This window comes from Micromonospora sp. CA-240977 (assembly GCF_050942285.1).
Lineage (GTDB): Bacteria > Actinomycetota > Actinomycetes > Mycobacteriales > Micromonosporaceae > Micromonospora.
The window spans coordinates 3,151,947-3,167,120 of the sequence record NZ_CP192055.1 but is presented as its reverse complement, the minus strand read 5'-3'; the positions used below and the strand labels follow the sequence as shown (position 1 = coordinate 3,167,120).

Below are 15,174 nucleotides of genomic sequence, written 5' to 3'. Positions count from 1 at the left end.
GGGTGCCGATCCGATCTAACGTCCACCGCGAGTTCGAGTTGAAGGAGAGTGCCGGATGCCGTACGCAGAAGGTCGGGTCTACTACGACGCCGACAGCCACGTGATGGAGCGGGAAGGCTGGCTCACCGAGTACGCCGAGCCCTCGGTACGCGAGCTGCTCCGTTCCTTCGGTGCGGACAAGGTGCAGCGGGCCCGCACCGCCGAGACCGACATCCGGCAGCGCTACGAGGACCAGGACCGTCGCGCGTCCGCCGAGCAGACCCTGATGACCATGAAGGGCTGGGAGAGCTTCGGCGGCACCGATGCGGGCGAACGCAGCCGCGCCCTGGATCTGCTCGGATTCTCGGCGCAGCTGGTCTTCAGCACTGTCGCGAGCGAGCAGTTCTGGTACTACGACCAGCCCGAGCTGATGTACGGGGGCAGTCGCGCCCTGAACCGCGCGATCGTCGACTGGTGTTCGGTGGACCGGCGGCTGCTGCCCGTCGGGTTCGTGCCCCTCGCCGACCCGGAGCGCAGCGTCGCCGAGTTGGAGGCGGCGATCGAGCTGGGCTGCGACGGGGTCATCCTGCCCTCCGTCGCACCGCCGGAGTTCTCCCCTGCGCACCCCGCGTACGACCGCTTCTGGGCCACCCTCCAGGACGCCGACATGCCGTTCTTCCTGCACGTCTGCACGGGCGGCGCGTTGGTGCCGGACGCGTACCGCAACAACGGGCGGACCCCGCCGGCCGACTTCCTCGGCGGTGGCGAGAACATCCGGTCCAAGGACTACCTGGGGATGCACGTCCCGCCGCAGACGTTCCTGACGATGCTCGTGCTCGACGGCGTCTTCGACCGTTTCCCGACGCTGCGCTGTGGATGCATCGAGCAGGGCGGCCTGTGGGTGGCGCCCTGGATGAAGCAGTTGGACATCTCGCAGCTGGCGTTCGGCCGGACCGAGCCCGACCTGCGGGCGTTGTCGATGCGTCCGTCCGACTTCGTCCGGCGGCAGGTGAAGTTCACTGCCTTCTTCGTCGAGCCCCTGGACTGGCTCATCGAGCAGGCCGGCCCGGACCTGTTCATGTTCGGCACGGACTTCCCCCACACCGAGGGCGGCACCGACCCGCTCGGCGCGGCGGAGAAGTTCCTCGCCGGCTTCGACGAGAAGGTCAAGGACCGCTTCTTCGCCGGCAACTTCGCGGAGCTGATGGGCTCCCGAATGGCGAAGGTCCGTCCGTGAGCAGCGCCGTCACCGACGCGCCGAACGCGGCGGCGGGGATGGCGAAGGCCGCCCGTGGCACGAAGGTGGTGCGGCTGGACTCCCTGACCGCGCTGCGCGGCGTCCTCGCCGCCATGGCGTTCATGGTCCACTACACGGCGCTGCAACTCGTCGCCGTCGAAGGCGGCGGGATCGAGTTCGTGGCCCACGCCATCCCGGAGTGGGTCGCCGTCGTCTCGTTCGGCGGCATGAACGCCTTCTTCCTGATGAGTGGCATCGTGCTCACCTGGGTCGTCCGGGACGGCGACACCGCCCGGGTCTTCTGGCGACGCCGGGTGTCGCGGATCTACCCGATCTACGCGACCACCACCGCCGTCGCGGCCCTGGTGCTCGTGGTGCTGGGCATGCCGCCCGGTTGGAAGAACGTGTTGTCGAACATGTTCATGGTCCAGGGCTGGGTGCCGCAGCAGAGCGTCATCTACGGGCTCAACCCGGTGTCGTGGTCGTTGAGCGCGGAGGCGTTCTTCTACCTCATCTTCCCGGTGCTCTTCGCCGCGCTGGTGCCGCTCGGGGACCGGGCCCTGCGTCGGGTCATCGTCGTGGCCACAGTGCTCGCCTGCACGCTGCCGTTCCTGGTGGGCGACATGTTCCTGGTGAAGGACGCCGGGCCACCGTTCTTCAACACCGCTCCGAGCGGCGGGGACTTCGCGTACTGGTTCACCATGGTGCTCCCGCTGCACCGCGCGTTGGACTTCACTGTCGGCGTGGCGGTGGGTCTGCTCCTGCGCCGCGGCACCTGGCGCGGCCCCGGTGTGCCGGGCTGTCTCGCCATCCTGGCGGCGGCCTTCGCGGTGACGCTGCTGCTCCCCGAGCGCGTCCAGCGGGTGGGCGCGCTACTGATCCCGGTCGCGATCCTGCTCGCCGCCCTGGCCACCGCCGACGCCAAGGGCGGCCGATCGGTCCTGCACGCGAGGCCGATCGTCTGGTTCGGGGAGATCTCGTACAGCTTCTACCTCACGCACCTGCTGGTGTTCCTGCCGCTCGGCCCGGTGGTGACGGATCTGCTGGTGGCGGCCGGGGTGATCGGTTCCTCGGCGGAGAGCCCGCCGCTGCCGGTCGAGCTGGCGATCGTCGTCTGTCTCTTCGCGCTCTGCACCACTGTCGCGTGGCTGCTCTACCGCTTCGTCGAGCTGCCCGCGGCGCGACTCCTGCGGCCGAGACCGGTGTCGGTGAAGGAGGCGGTCCGCGAGCCCGGCCCGGAGCGACACAACGATCCCGAGGTGCTGGCGGAGCCGCTTGTCGACGCGGGCTCGACGGCCGACGTGGTGCCGGCCCAGCCGTCGGGCACCGGGCGCTGACCGAGGAGGGCGGCGGTGGGCTGGGCCCGCCGCCGCCCTCCCCCGCTCAGCGCTTCTGCTGGTACTCGTCCACGTACTCCTGGCCGGACAGCTCCGAGATGGCCAGCATGATCTTGTCGGTCACCGTGCGCCAGTCGGCCGGGTCCTCCGAGTCGCGGTACTCGTCGAAGGTCATCGGGGTGCCGAAGCGGACCGTCACCGGACGCCGTCGGGGCACCCGGACGCCGACGGGCTGCATCACGTCGGTGCCGATGACACCGATCGGTACGACCGGGGCGCCGGTGGCCAGCGTCAGTCGCGCCACCCCGGTCTTCCCCCGGTACAACCGGCCGTCGAGCGACCGGGTGCCCTCGGGGTAGATGGCGAAGGCCCGGCCGGCCCGGAGCACGCCCATCGCCGCCTCCAGCGACGACGACGTGGCGTCGCGCGGGCCTCCGCGCTGGACGCCGACGAAACCGAGTTCGCTGAAGAACCAGCCGGCCATCCGACCGCCGAGCGACGGCGTCCGCAAATACTCGATCTTGACGAGGTAGCGGACGGACCGCGGGGTCGCGACCGGGATGAGCCAGTTCTCGGCGAAGGAGAGATGGTTCGCGGCGAGGATGACCGGCCCTCGCCGCGGTACGTTCTCGGCGCCCTCGATCAGCGGTCGGTACAGGGCGCGGGCAACCGGCGAGACGATTGGCCGCAAGGCCTCGTTGAGCAAGGGATGTCCTCCGTCGTGATCAGTCAGCGGCTGGACCACTGCCGAGGCAGCGGATGGAGAAGTACGAGGGCCACGCCTGCGCAGCGCGGACGGCGGACGCGAGCAGCTCCCGGGCCGGCCCCTCGGCGAGGTCGACGCGCTCCCCGAGGCGCGCGAGCAGACGCTGCAGGGACAACAGCAGCCAGCCCCCGTCGGCGAAGGCCCCGCCGAACGTCTCGCGGTTGGCCAACCACGTCGCCACGCAGGCCGACGCGGCGTGCAGCAGACAGTGCGTGTGCGCCGCGCGCATGGCGACGAGCGACCGGGCGTCCCACTGGGTGACGGAGGCGTACGTCTCCTCGTGGATCCGCGACAGGTGCGCCACGGCCGCCAGCAGCTCGTCGGCGACCGGGGGCCGGTCCGGGCGGGCGCACGCCGTCTCGACCCGCTGGACCAGCCGGGGCCAGCCCTGGGTCAGCTCGTCGCGTCCCTCGTTGGTCAGCCGCAGATCGGCGCCGGCCGGTTGCCAGGTCGGCGCGTCGGAGTGCCAGGAGAAGAGGGTGTCGAACAGCTCGTCGAGCTGCCCGGGCTCGCGCTGCTCGTGCCGGCGCGCGGCGATGAAGGGCAACTGCCCGGCGATGCCGTGCAGGTTGACGTGGGTGGTCCCCTCGAAGATCGCCGCGATCGCGTGGTCGCGCTGGAGCTTCTGGAAGACGCCGTGGGCGACGCCCTCGCGCAGGTAGCTGCGGGCGCCGAGGACGGTGGCCATGCTGAGCACCGTCTCGTCGCCGATGACGGGCACCAGGTACTTCGCCACCGACGACCAGAGGCTGAGCCGTTCCGGCGCCAGGGTCAGGGCGCGGGCCGCGCCGACCGCGACGCACTCGGCGATCAGGAGATCGACGTGACCACGGACGAGGTGGTCGTGGATGACCGGCAGGTCCGCGATGGGCGCCCCGTAGAGGCGCCGCTCGTGGCTGTAGGTCAGGGCGAGTCGCAGCGCCGAGTCCATCGTGCCGAGCGACATCGCCGGGATCGCGGCGCGGGTGATCTGGAGCGCCTTCAGCACCTGGACCACAGCGATGCCCTGGTTGCCGATCGCGGCGGTGGCCGGGATGAACGACCCGTCGAAGGTGATCCCGCTCAGGTCGTGGCCGCGCAGCCCGACGGTCCGGACGAAGGGCAGCTCCTGATAACTGTCGCGGCTCAGCTCCTGCTTGTCGACAAGCAGCAGCGAGAAGCTGCGGGGGCCGGTGCGGGCGCAGGTCGTCAGGAACCGGGCCCGGGTCGCGTTGCCGACCGGCCACTTCTGCCCGGTCAGCACGAAGCCCCCCGCGACCGGCTCGGCGGCCACCGAGGACGCGAGCAGGTCGCTGCCGTGGTCGGCCTCGGAGACGGCGAACGCGCTCAGGGCGCCACCGACGATCTCCTTGGCCAGTCGTCCGCGTTGCTCGTCGTCGCCCCACAACCAGACCGGGTTCGCGCCGAGCAGCGCCGAACCGTACATGACCGCGAAGGCCAGCGAACGCCGGGAGACGGCCCGCGCGACGAAGAGCAACTCGTCGAGGGAGCGCAGCCGGCCGCCGAGGGCGGCGGGGACCAGGAACTCGGCGAAGCCCCAGTCCCGGAGGACCTCGACGGCGCCGTCCGGAAGGGCGTCGCGCTCCTCCGCCTCGACGATCCGTTCGAACGAGAACGGCGTGCCCTCCGCCATCGGGTCACCGAGCAGCAGGTCAAGCTCGGCTGCGATGTCGAGAGCGGCGTATCGGTGTGCCACGACGGACCCCCGCATTGATCAGTGACCAAGGCGACCAGGCTAGCCGTGCCCGCGGGGCTTCGCGATGACGAGTCAACGGCGGGATAGGGCCGCGCAGCTTCTCGCTAAGCCGCGTATTAGCCGGCTCCGTTACGTTGGGGACGCCGTCTGAGAGGGCGGCCGTCCGGTGCCGGGGGGAGGGTTCCGCGACGGTGCGATCGGCCGGGCCGTGGTCGAGACGGCGCGCCGGCACGCCAGCCGTCATCCCCACCGCCACGACCGGTGGCGAGGTGCGTCGCTCGCTGGTGCGCGAACGTCTCACCGCGGGCGAGTTGACGACGTGGTACGCCGGCGTTTGTCCGGTCGCCGCCGGCCCGCCCCGGGCGGTTCCGCGCGCAGGCCGGGGTCGGCTCTGTCGGTGCTGATTGATGGGAGTGGCAGTGATTGACTTTGTGCAGGGGGACTCGGCGGCGGAGCTGAGGAGTTGGCTCACCGAACGGGTGGCCTTCTACCTCGACCGGGGCCCGGAGACCATCCGACCCGACGTGGACCTGGCCGAATACGGCGTCGACTCGGTGTACGCCCTCAGCGTGGTGAGCGACATCGAGGACCGCATCCAGCAGGAGGTCGACCTCGGCGCCGCCCGGCTGTACCCCACCATCGACGCGCTGGTGGGCTACCTGATGACGCTGACCGCCCGTCGTGACGAGACAGCGGACCCCGTGGCTTCCACCGGAGCGTGACGACGGTGCAGCTCGTTTCGATGGGGGACAGCCTCACCCTGGGGCGTGGCGATCCGGATCCGGCCGGGGGTTGGATCGGCTGGTCCCGCCGGCTGGCGGACCTGCTCGGCATCCGGGCCGAGGACGTGGTGAACACCGGCGCCGAAGGCGCCACCACGGCGCAGGTCGCCACGGGCCAGCTGGCTGCGGTACGACAGCTGCGACCCGATCTCGTGGTGATCAACTGCGGGATGAACGACGCGGTCCAGGGCAGCCCGATGAGCACGGTGCGGACCGCGCTGACGGATCTGTTCGACTGGGGTACGCGGGCCGGCGCGCTCGTGTTGATGCCGGCGCTGCCGACGCCCTCGGCGAAGCTCCCGGTCTCCGCGTTCCGGCGGCGGCGGATGGAGCGCTGGATCGCCGAGTTCGACGAGCTGCTCCGCGCGGAGGCGGCCCGGGGCGCGGTCGTCCGCGTGGACGTGGCGCCCCCCGAGGCCGAGGACATGTGGAGCGACGACGGCATCCACCTCAACACCGACGGGCACGTGCGTGTCGCCACGGTGCTCGCGGACACCGTCCGCCGGTTGTCGCCGACCGTGGCCGCGTCCGGCCCGGACAGCGCGTCATGACCGACGCGCCGAAGGTCGTGGGTCCACCGGCACGGAGCCCCGCCGGCGGCCGGTTGCTGCTGACGCCGGGGCCGGTCGCCGTCGCGTCGTCGGTGCGCCAGGCGGTCTCCCGTACCGACCTGGGGCACCGGGAGTGGGTGACTCGACGATGTCTGGCCGAGGTGCGGCGCAAGCTCGCCGCGCTGTGCGGAGGCGCGGACCAGTACACGTCGGTGCTGCTGACCGGCTCGGGGACGGCCGCGCTGGAGGCGGTGCTCTGCTCCGTTCCACCGACGGACGCCGAACTGCTGATCGTGTCGAACGGCCGCTTCGGAGACCGGTTGGAGCAGGTCGCGGCGGTGCACCGGCTGCGCCACACCACCCTGCGACTACCGCCCGGTCGGGCCGTCGATCCCGCGGCGGTGCAGCAGGCACTCGACGCGCGCCCGACCGTCACCCACGTCGCAATGGTGCATCACGAGACCAGTCTGGGCGTCCTGAATCCGGTGCCGGCGATCGCCCGGATCGTGCGCGCCGCCGGGCCCGAGTTCATAGTGGACGGGATCAGCAGCATCGGCGCGGAGCAGCTCGACCTGGCGCGTGACCCGGTGGACTGGCTGGTGGGCTCGGCGAACAAGTGCATCGAGGCGTTGGCCGGCCTCAGCTTCGTCTGTGCCCGGCCGGAGCGCTTCGAGTCTCTCGCCGCGGTCGGCCCGCGGAGCTTCTACCTGGATCTGCACCAGCACTACCTGGCTCAGCAGCGCAACGACGCGCCGCTGTTCACACCGGCCGTGCAGTTGCTCCTCGCGCTGGACGAGGCCTTGGCGCTCGCCCTGGACGAGGGCGTCCCCGCGCGTTCGGCCCGCTATGCGGCCCACTCCGAGCGGGTGCGGGTCGGTCTGGCCCGGCGCGGCCTGCGGCTGTTGGTGCCCGCGCCGGACCGCTCGAGTTCGGTCACCGCGTTCGAGGTCCCGCCGCCGTTGACCGCGGCGACGCTTTGTGACGCGATGTCGGCGGCCGGGGTGGTCATCTACCCGGCGTCGTCGGTGACCCGGGAGGTGGCGATCGTCGCGACGATGGGGCAGTTGTCCGTCGAGGATGTCGACCGCTTCTTCCTGGTGCTGGACGAGACGCTTGCCGCCCTCTCGCCGGACGGCGCACGGCGCGACGCCGGCCGTCTCGAGGCCGGGGTGTACTGAGCCGGGGGCCCGGATTCGGCCCGCCAACCCATCGACGACCGACGAGATAGGTTGGCCCAATTCAACCCCAATCGCGGCGAAGCTCTGCATCCTGACGTCGACCGGCCGCGATCAGGACCAATCACGACGGGCGCGTCCGTATCGACCATCAGAGCGGGCTGAATGCGCACCCTGGCCCGCTATTGGGATGCCCGCATTAATCACACTTTGCATCGTTTTTACTCGATCGATTTTGGTCATCTTAGGTGTCGTGTATGGTGTCGGGGGGGCACTCACGGATCTAATGGGGGGACGGGGGGTTACGGCCAGGTTAAGCATTCATTTCCGCCTACCTGTGGTGGGCGGAAGTTTGCTGCTGCCTAACGGCCGAATCCCTCGGTTGGTCGAGAGGAATGCAAGGTGAGATTCGGTATCCTTGGCCCGGTCATTGTCACGGACGACGGTTGCAATCGGACACCGCGAGCATTGAAACTGCGGTCACTCCTCGCGCTTCTCATAACGCAGGGTGACCAGATTGTCTCGACACAGCGCCTGATTGAGGAGTTGTGGGGCGGCGCGCCACCCCGGACGGCGAACACCGGGCTTCAGGTCTACATCTCCAAGCTTCGCCGGCACCTCGGCGACGGGGTCAACCCCGGGATCGTGGTCAGTCACCCGTCGGGATACCAGCTCTCGCTGGCCGAGCACAGCTGCGACCTCACGATCTTCCAGCAGCATCTGGCCGCCGCCGACCGTGCCGAGGCGGCCGGCCTGCCCGCGGTGGAGGCCACGGAGTTGTCCAGGGCACTCGAGATCTACCGGGGCCCGGTGCTGGCCGACGTGCGTGGTTCGGGCCTGCTCGAGAACGTGGCGCGGCAGTACGACGAGAGTCGGATCATCGCGTACGAACGCCGGATTGACCTCGATCTCCGGCTGGGCTACCGACGCAACCTCGTCGGTGAACTCTACGGCGTCGTCGCCGAACACCCCACCTGGGAAAATCTGCACGAGCACCTGATGCTGGCGCTCTATCGTTCCGGCCGGATCGCGGAAGCGCTGCGGGTCTATCGACAACTGCATCGCCGGCTGGTCGAGGAGCTTGGAATGGAGCCTGGCCCGCGACTCAAGCGGTTGCACCAGATGGTGTTGTCGCGCGACCCGAATCTGGACCCGGCGACGCCGTATCTCGCCAGCTGAACGATTCTTCGGCAATTGTTTGAAAGTGGGGAAACAGTGGGAACGGTTGACGATTTCCGGCGCACCGTGCTGGAAAAGGACGTACCGGGGATCCTTGCGACCCTCTCGCCCGAGGTCACCTTCCACAGCCCGGTCATGCCGAAGCCCTACCGCGGCAGGGCGGCCGTGGCACCACTGCTCACCGCGCTGGCGGAGGTGTTCGAGGATTTCACCTACACGGCGGAGTTCGACGGCCGCAGCATCGGGTCGGTCCGCGCCACCGCCGGCTCCCCTCGGCACGCGCTCGAGTTCACCGCCACCGTGGACGGCAAGTCGATCACCGGGATGGACGTCCTCGCCACCGGGGACGATGGATTGATCAGTGAGGTCACCGTGCTGGTGCGACCGGTGACCGCCGCGCACTCGCTCGCCCGGCTGGTCGGCCGACGGATGACGGAGGCCTGACCTCGCCGGGCGGTCGAGGCTGCTCCGGCTCAGTACACCGGAAGGCTCGGCTCCACCTGCTTGGCCCACGCGATGACTCCGCCCTGGAGATGGGAGGCGTTGGTGAACCCGGCCCGCTTGAGGGCCGCGAGCACTTCGGCCGAGCGCGCCCCGGTCTTGCAGTGCAGCACGATCTGCTTGTGCTCGGGCAGTCGGGACAGCGCCTCGCCCGAGAGGATGAGATCCTTCGGGATGAGCGTCGCGCCCGCGATGTGGACGATGTCCCATTCGGCTGGCTCGCGGACGTCGATGACCTCGATGTCCTCGCCAGCCTTCAGCAGGTCGTACAGTTCGCGCGGAGTGACTGTGGATCCGTCCACCGCGTCGCGGGCCTCGCCGGACACCACTCCGCAGAACTCCTCGTAGTCGATGAGCCTGTCGATCGGCCGACGGTTCGCGGCCGGGCGAAGCGTCATCGTCATGAAATCCATCCGTAGCGCGTCGTAGATCATCAAACGGCCGAGCAGAGGCTCACCGATGCCGGTGATCAGTTTTACCGCCTCGGTCACCATGATGGATCCGACGGTGGCGCAGAGCATTCCCAGTACGCCGCCCTCGGCGCAGGAGGGAACCAACCCGGGCGGTGGCGCCTCCGGGTAGACGTCGCGGTAGGTGATGCCTCGGCCGTTCGGCGCGCCTTCCCAGAAAACCGACACCTGTCCTTCGAATCGGTAGACCGATCCGTAGACATAAGGCTTTCCCGCCAATGCGGCGGCGTCATTGACCAGGTACCGGGTGGCGAAGTTGTCGGTGCCGTCCACGATCAGGTCGTATTGGCGGAAAAGGTCGACGGCATTGTCCGAATCGAGCCTCAGTTGATGGAGACGCACGTGCACGGCGCTGTTGATCCGGCGTATCGAATCTTCGGCACTCGTCGCCTTGGGCTGACCGACATCGGACTCGCCGTGGATGATCTGTCGTTGCAGGTTGGAGCCCTCGACCGTGTCGAACTCCACGATCCCCAGCGTGCCGACACCGGCGGCCGCGAGGTAGAGCAGGGCGGGCGAGCCCAGGCCCCCGGCACCGATCACCAACACCTTGGCGCTGGCGAGTCGCCGCTGCCCGGCGACCCCCACCTCAGGAATGATCAAATGTCGGCTGTAACGCGTTACGTCCTCTTTGGTGAGCTCCACATTGGGCATGACGAGTGGCGGCAATGAGTCCATAAAATCCCCCGTTAGACCTAGCCGACGCTTCGCATGAAGCACCTTGGCGGAGGCTAGCAGAGGGCCCAAACGTCGTCTAGCAATATGTTCTGCCTCCGACCAACGGTGGTCCGAAATGGGCGACGCGGAGTTACGGCCGCCGATGGTACGTTGTGGTCGCGGACTCGCGGCTCGCCGGCCGACGGGTGCCGCTGCTCGCAGACCACATCTGAATCACGGGGGGAAAATTGGCGGAGCTGCCACGCTGCCCGTCAGCGGGCTTCGCGCACGTTCTGCGCGCCCGAGCCCGCGAGTCGGCGGAGGCCCTGGCCTTTCGATTCGTGCTCGACGACGGGCACGCCGAAGAGATCACCTACGGCGAGTTGGATCGGCGCGCCCGCGCGGTCGCGATCAATATCCTCGACGTCACCGACGGGCGGCCCGAGCGAGCCCTGCTGCTCTACCCACCGGGGTTGGACTATCTCACCGCGCTGTTCGCCTGCTTCTATTCCGGCGTGGTGGCCATCCCGGCGTTTCCGCCCGGCGCGACGCGACAACCACGCACCATGTCACGGCTGATGGCCATCATCGAGGACGCGGGAGCGAGCCTCGTGCTGACCACGTCGCCCGGCGCGCCCATGATCACCGACTGGCTGGCCGACTCGTCAGTGGCGCCGGCGCCGCGGGTCGTCACGACCGACCTGGCGGGCCACGCCGAGCACGACCTCGCGCCCCGGTCGTCCGGCGACTCGCTCGCGGTCCTGCAATACACCTCCGGGTCCACCTCGCTGCCCCGTGGCGTGATGTTGAACCACGGCCATCTGATCTCGAACACCGCTGACATCACCCGCAGCTTTGACCTGCACGACGGAGCCTCGGCGGCCTTCTGGCTGCCGCCCTACCACGACATGGGCCTGATCGGCGGTCTGCTGACCCCGGTGGCCAGCGGGATCCCGGCGACGTTCATGTCCCCGATCACCTTCCTGCGCCGACCGCTGTCCTGGATGCGGGTGGTGTCCCGCTACCGCGCCACGCACACCGGCGGGCCGAACTTCGCCTACGACCTCTGCGTCAAGCGGGTCAGGGAGGCCGACCTGGTCGACCTCGACCTCTCCTCGGTCGAACTGAGCTTCACCGGCGCGGAGCCGGTCCGGCCGGACACCATCGAACGATTCCTCAAGATCTTCGAGCCGTACGGGCTGCGACCGGAGGCGATCTATCCCTGCTACGGGCTGGCCGAGGCGACGTTGCTGGTCAGCGGCGGCGCCCGCCTGGGCGGATGGCGTTCGGTCTCGGTCGCCCGCGAGGCTCTGGAGGTGGCCCGGGTGGCTCGGCCGGCGACGGCCGGAGAGCCCACCCGACGGATCGTCGGATGTGGCGTACCCGGACCGGACACCCGGATCGCGATCGTCGACCCCACCACCGGCCAGCCGGTCAGGGCCGGCCAGGTCGGTGAGATCTGGCTCGATTCACCGAGCGTCGCCGCCGGTTACTGGCGCCGACCGAGCGAGACCGCCGACACCTTCGGCGCGATGACGGCCACCGGCGAGGGGCCCTACCTGCGCACCGGCGACCTGGGCTTCGTCGCGGACGGCGAACTCTTCGTGGCCGGACGCGCAAAGGACCTCATCGTCCTGAACGGTCGCAACTACCACCCGATCGACATCGAGCAGATCTGCGAGACCGGCGTGGCCGGGATCCGCCGCGACTGTGGCGCCGCCTTCGCCGTGGAGGACGACGACGGCGCCGTCGAGCGGCTCGTGGTGGTCTACGAGGTCGACCCCGGTATGACCGACGAACAACACCTGGCGATCATCGAGGGCATCCGCCGCTGCTGCTCGCGGGAGTCGAGCGTGACGCCGTACGCCATCGTGCTGATCAAGGCGCGCACCATGCCGAAGACCTCCAGCGGCAAGGTCCAGCGCTGGCTCGCCCGCCGCCAGTACCTGTCCGGCGAGCTGGCCGCCGTGACCCGTTGGCAGATGCCCGGCACAGCGGCGTGAGTGGTCCGGGATTGGCAACCGTCACCACGAAGGGACGCATCCAATGATCATCAAGGTTCGTGGCATCCTGCTCCGGTTCACCAACTACGAGAACGAGATCGAGGTCGGGGGCGCGACGGTGCGCGAGGGCCTGGATCAGCTCGCGGCGCGCTACCCCAACCTGCGCGACGTCCTCTCGGATCGTGAGGGCGCGGTGCGCGCGACGCACTTCATCGCGCTCAACGGGGAACAGCTCTCCGTCGACGAGTTGGACCGGGAGGCCGTCGAGGACGACCGCGTCGACATCGTCACGGCCGTCTCGGGAGGCTAGCTCGCATGCCGCGCAGCTCCGCCTACGAGGTCGTACTCGACGCCAGCTACTTCACGCCCAACCAACTCCAGACCGTGGCGGTGGGTCGCCTCGGCTTCCAGGCCGGGACCCGTTGGCTGCGTGATCACGTGTGCAGCCACCGCACCCTGGTCTCGCAGCACCGCGTGGGCCTCGTGTTGTGGGCGTGGCAGCTCGAATACGAGCAGCCGCTGCGCTTCGAGGACGCGGACGACGCCCTCGTCGACGTGCGGGGTCGCGTCCGTGGGCCGCGCTCGTCCCAACTCGAGGTGGAGATGACCATCTCCGGTCCCGGCGGGGTCGCGGTCCGTACCCGGGCCGCGTCGGTGCCGCTCCAGCTCAGCGGCGACCAGGCGCTGTCGGGCACACCCGCTCCCCTGCCCGATCGGATCGTCGAACGGTTCGGGGCCGACGAGCGCGAGCGCTCGCCCTTCCGCAGCCGGGTTCCGGCGCTGCGCGCGATGCTCGAGCGCGACGGTGAACGGCTCGCGTCGGTGACGCTGTCGACCCGCGTGCATCGGCACCACTGCGAAGTGGCCGACCAGTGGTACTGGGCGGAGTCGTTGGGTTTCGCCGGCGCGGCCCGTGAGGAGCTGCTGCTGCGTCACGGCTCGCGGGCGCCACAGCTGCGGCGGGCGCTGACCGAGGGGATCCGCCGGGTGGACGTCACCTGGCTGCGGGCGGGACAGCTCTGGGATCAGTTCGACGTCCACACCACCGGCTACCGGCTGGGCGACGAGATCGCCTTCGTCAGCGAGCTGCGCCTGGCCGACGACGGCCGGCCGTACGCGTACGTGGTGGAGCGGGTATGACGACGTCAGCGGTTGCCTCGTCCCTTGCGGCGTACGACGCCGCGGCCGAGGTGGAGCAGCGGCTCGGCTGCCCGTTCGATCCGGATGCGGGGATCACGCTGGCCGCGGGAGTCCAGGCCGACGAACTCGAGGCGGTGCCGACCGCCGCGTTCGAGGCGGTGTGGTCCGCGGGCTGCCACGAGTACCTCGTACCCGTCGACGAGGGCGGGCGGCTTGCCTCGTTCGAGTCTCTCCTGGGCGTGTTGCGGGCCATGTCCCGCCGTGACCTGGCGATCTCGGTGGGCCTCGGCTCGACCTTCCTGGCCGCGGTGCCGGTGTGGGTGTGGGGCCGGCCGCAGCAGCGCCGCCGGGTCGCGGAGCTGATCCTGGCCCGCGCCTTCGGCACGGCGGGGATCAGCGAGGAGGCGGCGGGCAGCGATCTACTGGCGACCGCCACGACGGCGGCCCCGGTCGCCGACGGGTTCGTGCTCAACGGCCGCAAGTGGCTGGTGGGTAACGGCCGCCGCGCGTCGTTCGCCACCGTGCTGGCCGCGTCCGAGCCGTCCTTCGGCCTGTTCCTCGCGGATCTCGCTGCCCTCGACGGGCCGGGGGTGCGGCGGCTGCCGAAGGTGCGCACTGTCGGCCTGCGCGGTCATGATCTCAGCGGCTTCGAGTTCCGCGACTGTCACCTGGACGCGAGCGCGGCACTGGGCAACCCGGGGCGGGGCATCGAGATGGTGTCCGGCATGTTGCAGTTCACCCGGACCATGGTCGGCGGCATGACACTCGGCGCCGCCGACACCGCGCTGCGGATCGCCCTGCGGCATGCCCGGGGCCGCATCCTGTACGGGCAGCCCGCGCTGGCCCTACCTCCGGTGCGCGCGTTGCTCGCCGGCGCCTTCGCCGACCTGCTGGCCGCCGAGGCCACCCAGTTGGCCGCCGCGCGCGCCCTCGACGTGGCGCTGCACCGGATGCCGCTGTGGTCGGCGGTGGCCAAGTACGTGGTGCCCGACTTCTGCGTGGACGCGGTCAGTGCGTGTGGCGAGGTGCTCAGCGCCCGGGCGTACCTGCGGGAGAACGTGGCCGACGGCGCGTTCCAGAAGATCGCCCGCGACGCCGCCATCACGCCGGTGTTCGAGGGCACGAAGCTGGTCCAGTTGGAGAGCATCCGCGCCCAGCTCGCCAGCGGCGTGCGACGACGCGGGCCGGCCGAGCTTCCGTTGGACCTGCTCTTCGGTTTCGGCGAGCCGGTGACGGCCTGGGCGCCACGGGCGCCCCGGCCGTCGATCGTCTACGGCCGGGCCGACGAGGTGGTGGATCTGCTGGACGCCGCGGTCGAGCGGCTCGACGACGACGGACTCGCCGCACTCGGACGACAGCTGGTCGCGGTACGCGACGAGACGCGCGCGGCCATCGGGCACCAGGCGGCGCACCGCACCCACAGCGGCTACGACCACGCCCGCCGGCACGCGTTGGTCCATGCCGCGGCCTGCTGTCTGCACCTGTGGAACGAACGTCGCGGGGTGCTCGGCGGCGTGGCGGCCGACCCGGCGTGGCTGGCGGTCGCCGTGCGGCGGATCGCCCAGCGGCTCGGGCTGCCGGTCGACCCCGACCGGGAAGCCGAGGACCGGCTGGTGACACATCTGCAAGAGCTTGACGACGACGATCGGGCGTTCTCCCTGGTGCCGCTGCGGCTCGCGCCGCAGTACCGCAGGTAGGCCC

At 70.1% G+C, this 15,174-nt stretch carries 14 protein-coding genes; 11 read left to right on the top strand and 3 right to left on the bottom strand.

All coding sequences use genetic code 11. The features are described from left to right. Positions 1 to 55 precede the first annotated feature (55 nt). Together ACQPWW_RS14480 and ACQPWW_RS14475 are read left to right on the top strand one after the other, a co-directional pair. Positions 56 to 1,216: an amidohydrolase family protein gene (locus ACQPWW_RS14480; RefSeq protein ID WP_433132936.1), complete on the top strand. Its 1,161-nt coding sequence runs from the start codon at positions 56 to 58 to the stop codon at positions 1,214 to 1,216. Continuing rightward, positions 1,213 to 2,553 carry an acyltransferase family protein gene (locus ACQPWW_RS14475; protein WP_433132934.1) on the top strand — a complete coding sequence of 447 codons (1,341 nt, stop codon included), beginning with the start codon at positions 1,213 to 1,215 and terminating at the stop codon, positions 2,551 to 2,553. Before ACQPWW_RS14480 ends, ACQPWW_RS14475 begins: the two co-directional genes overlap by 4 nt. 46 nt (positions 2,554 to 2,599) lie before the next feature. Here ACQPWW_RS14475 and ACQPWW_RS14470 read toward each other — a convergent pair whose 3' ends face one another. After that, entirely contained in the window at positions 2,600 to 3,259 is a 660-nt protein-coding gene (locus tag ACQPWW_RS14470; protein WP_433132932.1) for a lysophospholipid acyltransferase family protein, read from the bottom strand. A gap of 19 nt (positions 3,260 to 3,278) precedes the next feature. Further along, positions 3,279 to 5,015, bottom strand: coding sequence for an acyl-CoA dehydrogenase family protein (locus ACQPWW_RS14465; protein ID WP_433132930.1), 1,737 nt, complete (start codon positions 5,013 to 5,015; stop codon positions 3,279 to 3,281). 419 nt (positions 5,016 to 5,434) lie between these two features. On the opposite strand from ACQPWW_RS14465, the gene ACQPWW_RS14460 reads away from it, so the two are divergent. The 5 genes from ACQPWW_RS14460 to ACQPWW_RS14440 all read left to right on the top strand — a co-directional run bounded on the left by ACQPWW_RS14460 (position 5,435) and on the right by ACQPWW_RS14440 (position 9,146). After that, positions 5,435 to 5,737, top strand: coding sequence for an acyl carrier protein (locus ACQPWW_RS14460; protein ID WP_433132928.1), 303 nt, complete (start codon positions 5,435 to 5,437; stop codon positions 5,735 to 5,737). Between the two features lie 5 nt (positions 5,738 to 5,742). After that, positions 5,743 to 6,348: an SGNH/GDSL hydrolase family protein gene (locus ACQPWW_RS14455; protein WP_433132926.1), complete on the top strand. Its 606-nt coding sequence runs from the start codon at positions 5,743 to 5,745 to the stop codon at positions 6,346 to 6,348. Continuing rightward, the gene (locus ACQPWW_RS14450; RefSeq protein WP_433132924.1) at positions 6,345 to 7,526 is read left to right on the top strand and encodes a pyridoxal-phosphate-dependent aminotransferase family protein; all 1,182 of its coding nucleotides are present in this window, start codon (positions 6,345 to 6,347) and stop codon (positions 7,524 to 7,526) included. Before ACQPWW_RS14455 ends, ACQPWW_RS14450 begins: the two co-directional genes overlap by 4 nt. Before the next feature lie 399 nt (positions 7,527 to 7,925). Continuing rightward, positions 7,926 to 8,702: an AfsR/SARP family transcriptional regulator gene (locus tag ACQPWW_RS14445; protein ID WP_433132922.1), complete on the top strand. Its 777-nt coding sequence runs from the start codon at positions 7,926 to 7,928 to the stop codon at positions 8,700 to 8,702. Between the two features lie 36 nt (positions 8,703 to 8,738). Then, entirely contained in the window at positions 8,739 to 9,146 is a 408-nt protein-coding gene (locus ACQPWW_RS14440; RefSeq protein WP_433132920.1) for a nuclear transport factor 2 family protein, read from the top strand. A 29-nt stretch (positions 9,147 to 9,175) separates the two neighbouring features. Here ACQPWW_RS14440 and moeZ read toward each other — a convergent pair whose 3' ends face one another. Then, on the bottom strand, positions 9,176 to 10,327 hold the full coding sequence (moeZ, locus tag ACQPWW_RS14435; RefSeq protein ID WP_433132918.1) for an adenylyltransferase/sulfurtransferase MoeZ: 1,152 nt from the start codon (positions 10,325 to 10,327) through the stop codon (positions 9,176 to 9,178). A gap of 251 nt (positions 10,328 to 10,578) precedes the next feature. Between moeZ and ACQPWW_RS14430 the strand changes: the two genes are divergently transcribed. The 4 genes from ACQPWW_RS14430 to ACQPWW_RS14415 are packed head-to-tail and all read left to right on the top strand — an operon-like array spanning position 10,579 to position 15,170. Further along, positions 10,579 to 12,333 (top strand): fatty acyl-AMP ligase, encoded by a 1,755-nt coding sequence (locus ACQPWW_RS14430; RefSeq protein ID WP_433132916.1) that lies wholly within the window; start codon positions 10,579 to 10,581, stop codon positions 12,331 to 12,333. A 43-nt stretch (positions 12,334 to 12,376) separates the two neighbouring features. Next, positions 12,377 to 12,643 (top strand): MoaD/ThiS family protein, encoded by a 267-nt coding sequence (locus ACQPWW_RS14425; RefSeq protein WP_433132914.1) that lies wholly within the window; start codon positions 12,377 to 12,379, stop codon positions 12,641 to 12,643. Between the two features lie 5 nt (positions 12,644 to 12,648). Then, positions 12,649 to 13,473 (top strand): hypothetical protein, encoded by an 825-nt coding sequence (locus tag ACQPWW_RS14420; protein ID WP_433132912.1) that lies wholly within the window; start codon positions 12,649 to 12,651, stop codon positions 13,471 to 13,473. Continuing rightward, positions 13,470 to 15,170 (top strand): acyl-CoA dehydrogenase family protein, encoded by a 1,701-nt coding sequence (locus ACQPWW_RS14415; protein ID WP_433132910.1) that lies wholly within the window; start codon positions 13,470 to 13,472, stop codon positions 15,168 to 15,170. The genes ACQPWW_RS14420 and ACQPWW_RS14415 overlap by 4 nt, the downstream gene beginning before the upstream one ends. Positions 15,171 to 15,174: the final 4 nt, after the last annotated feature.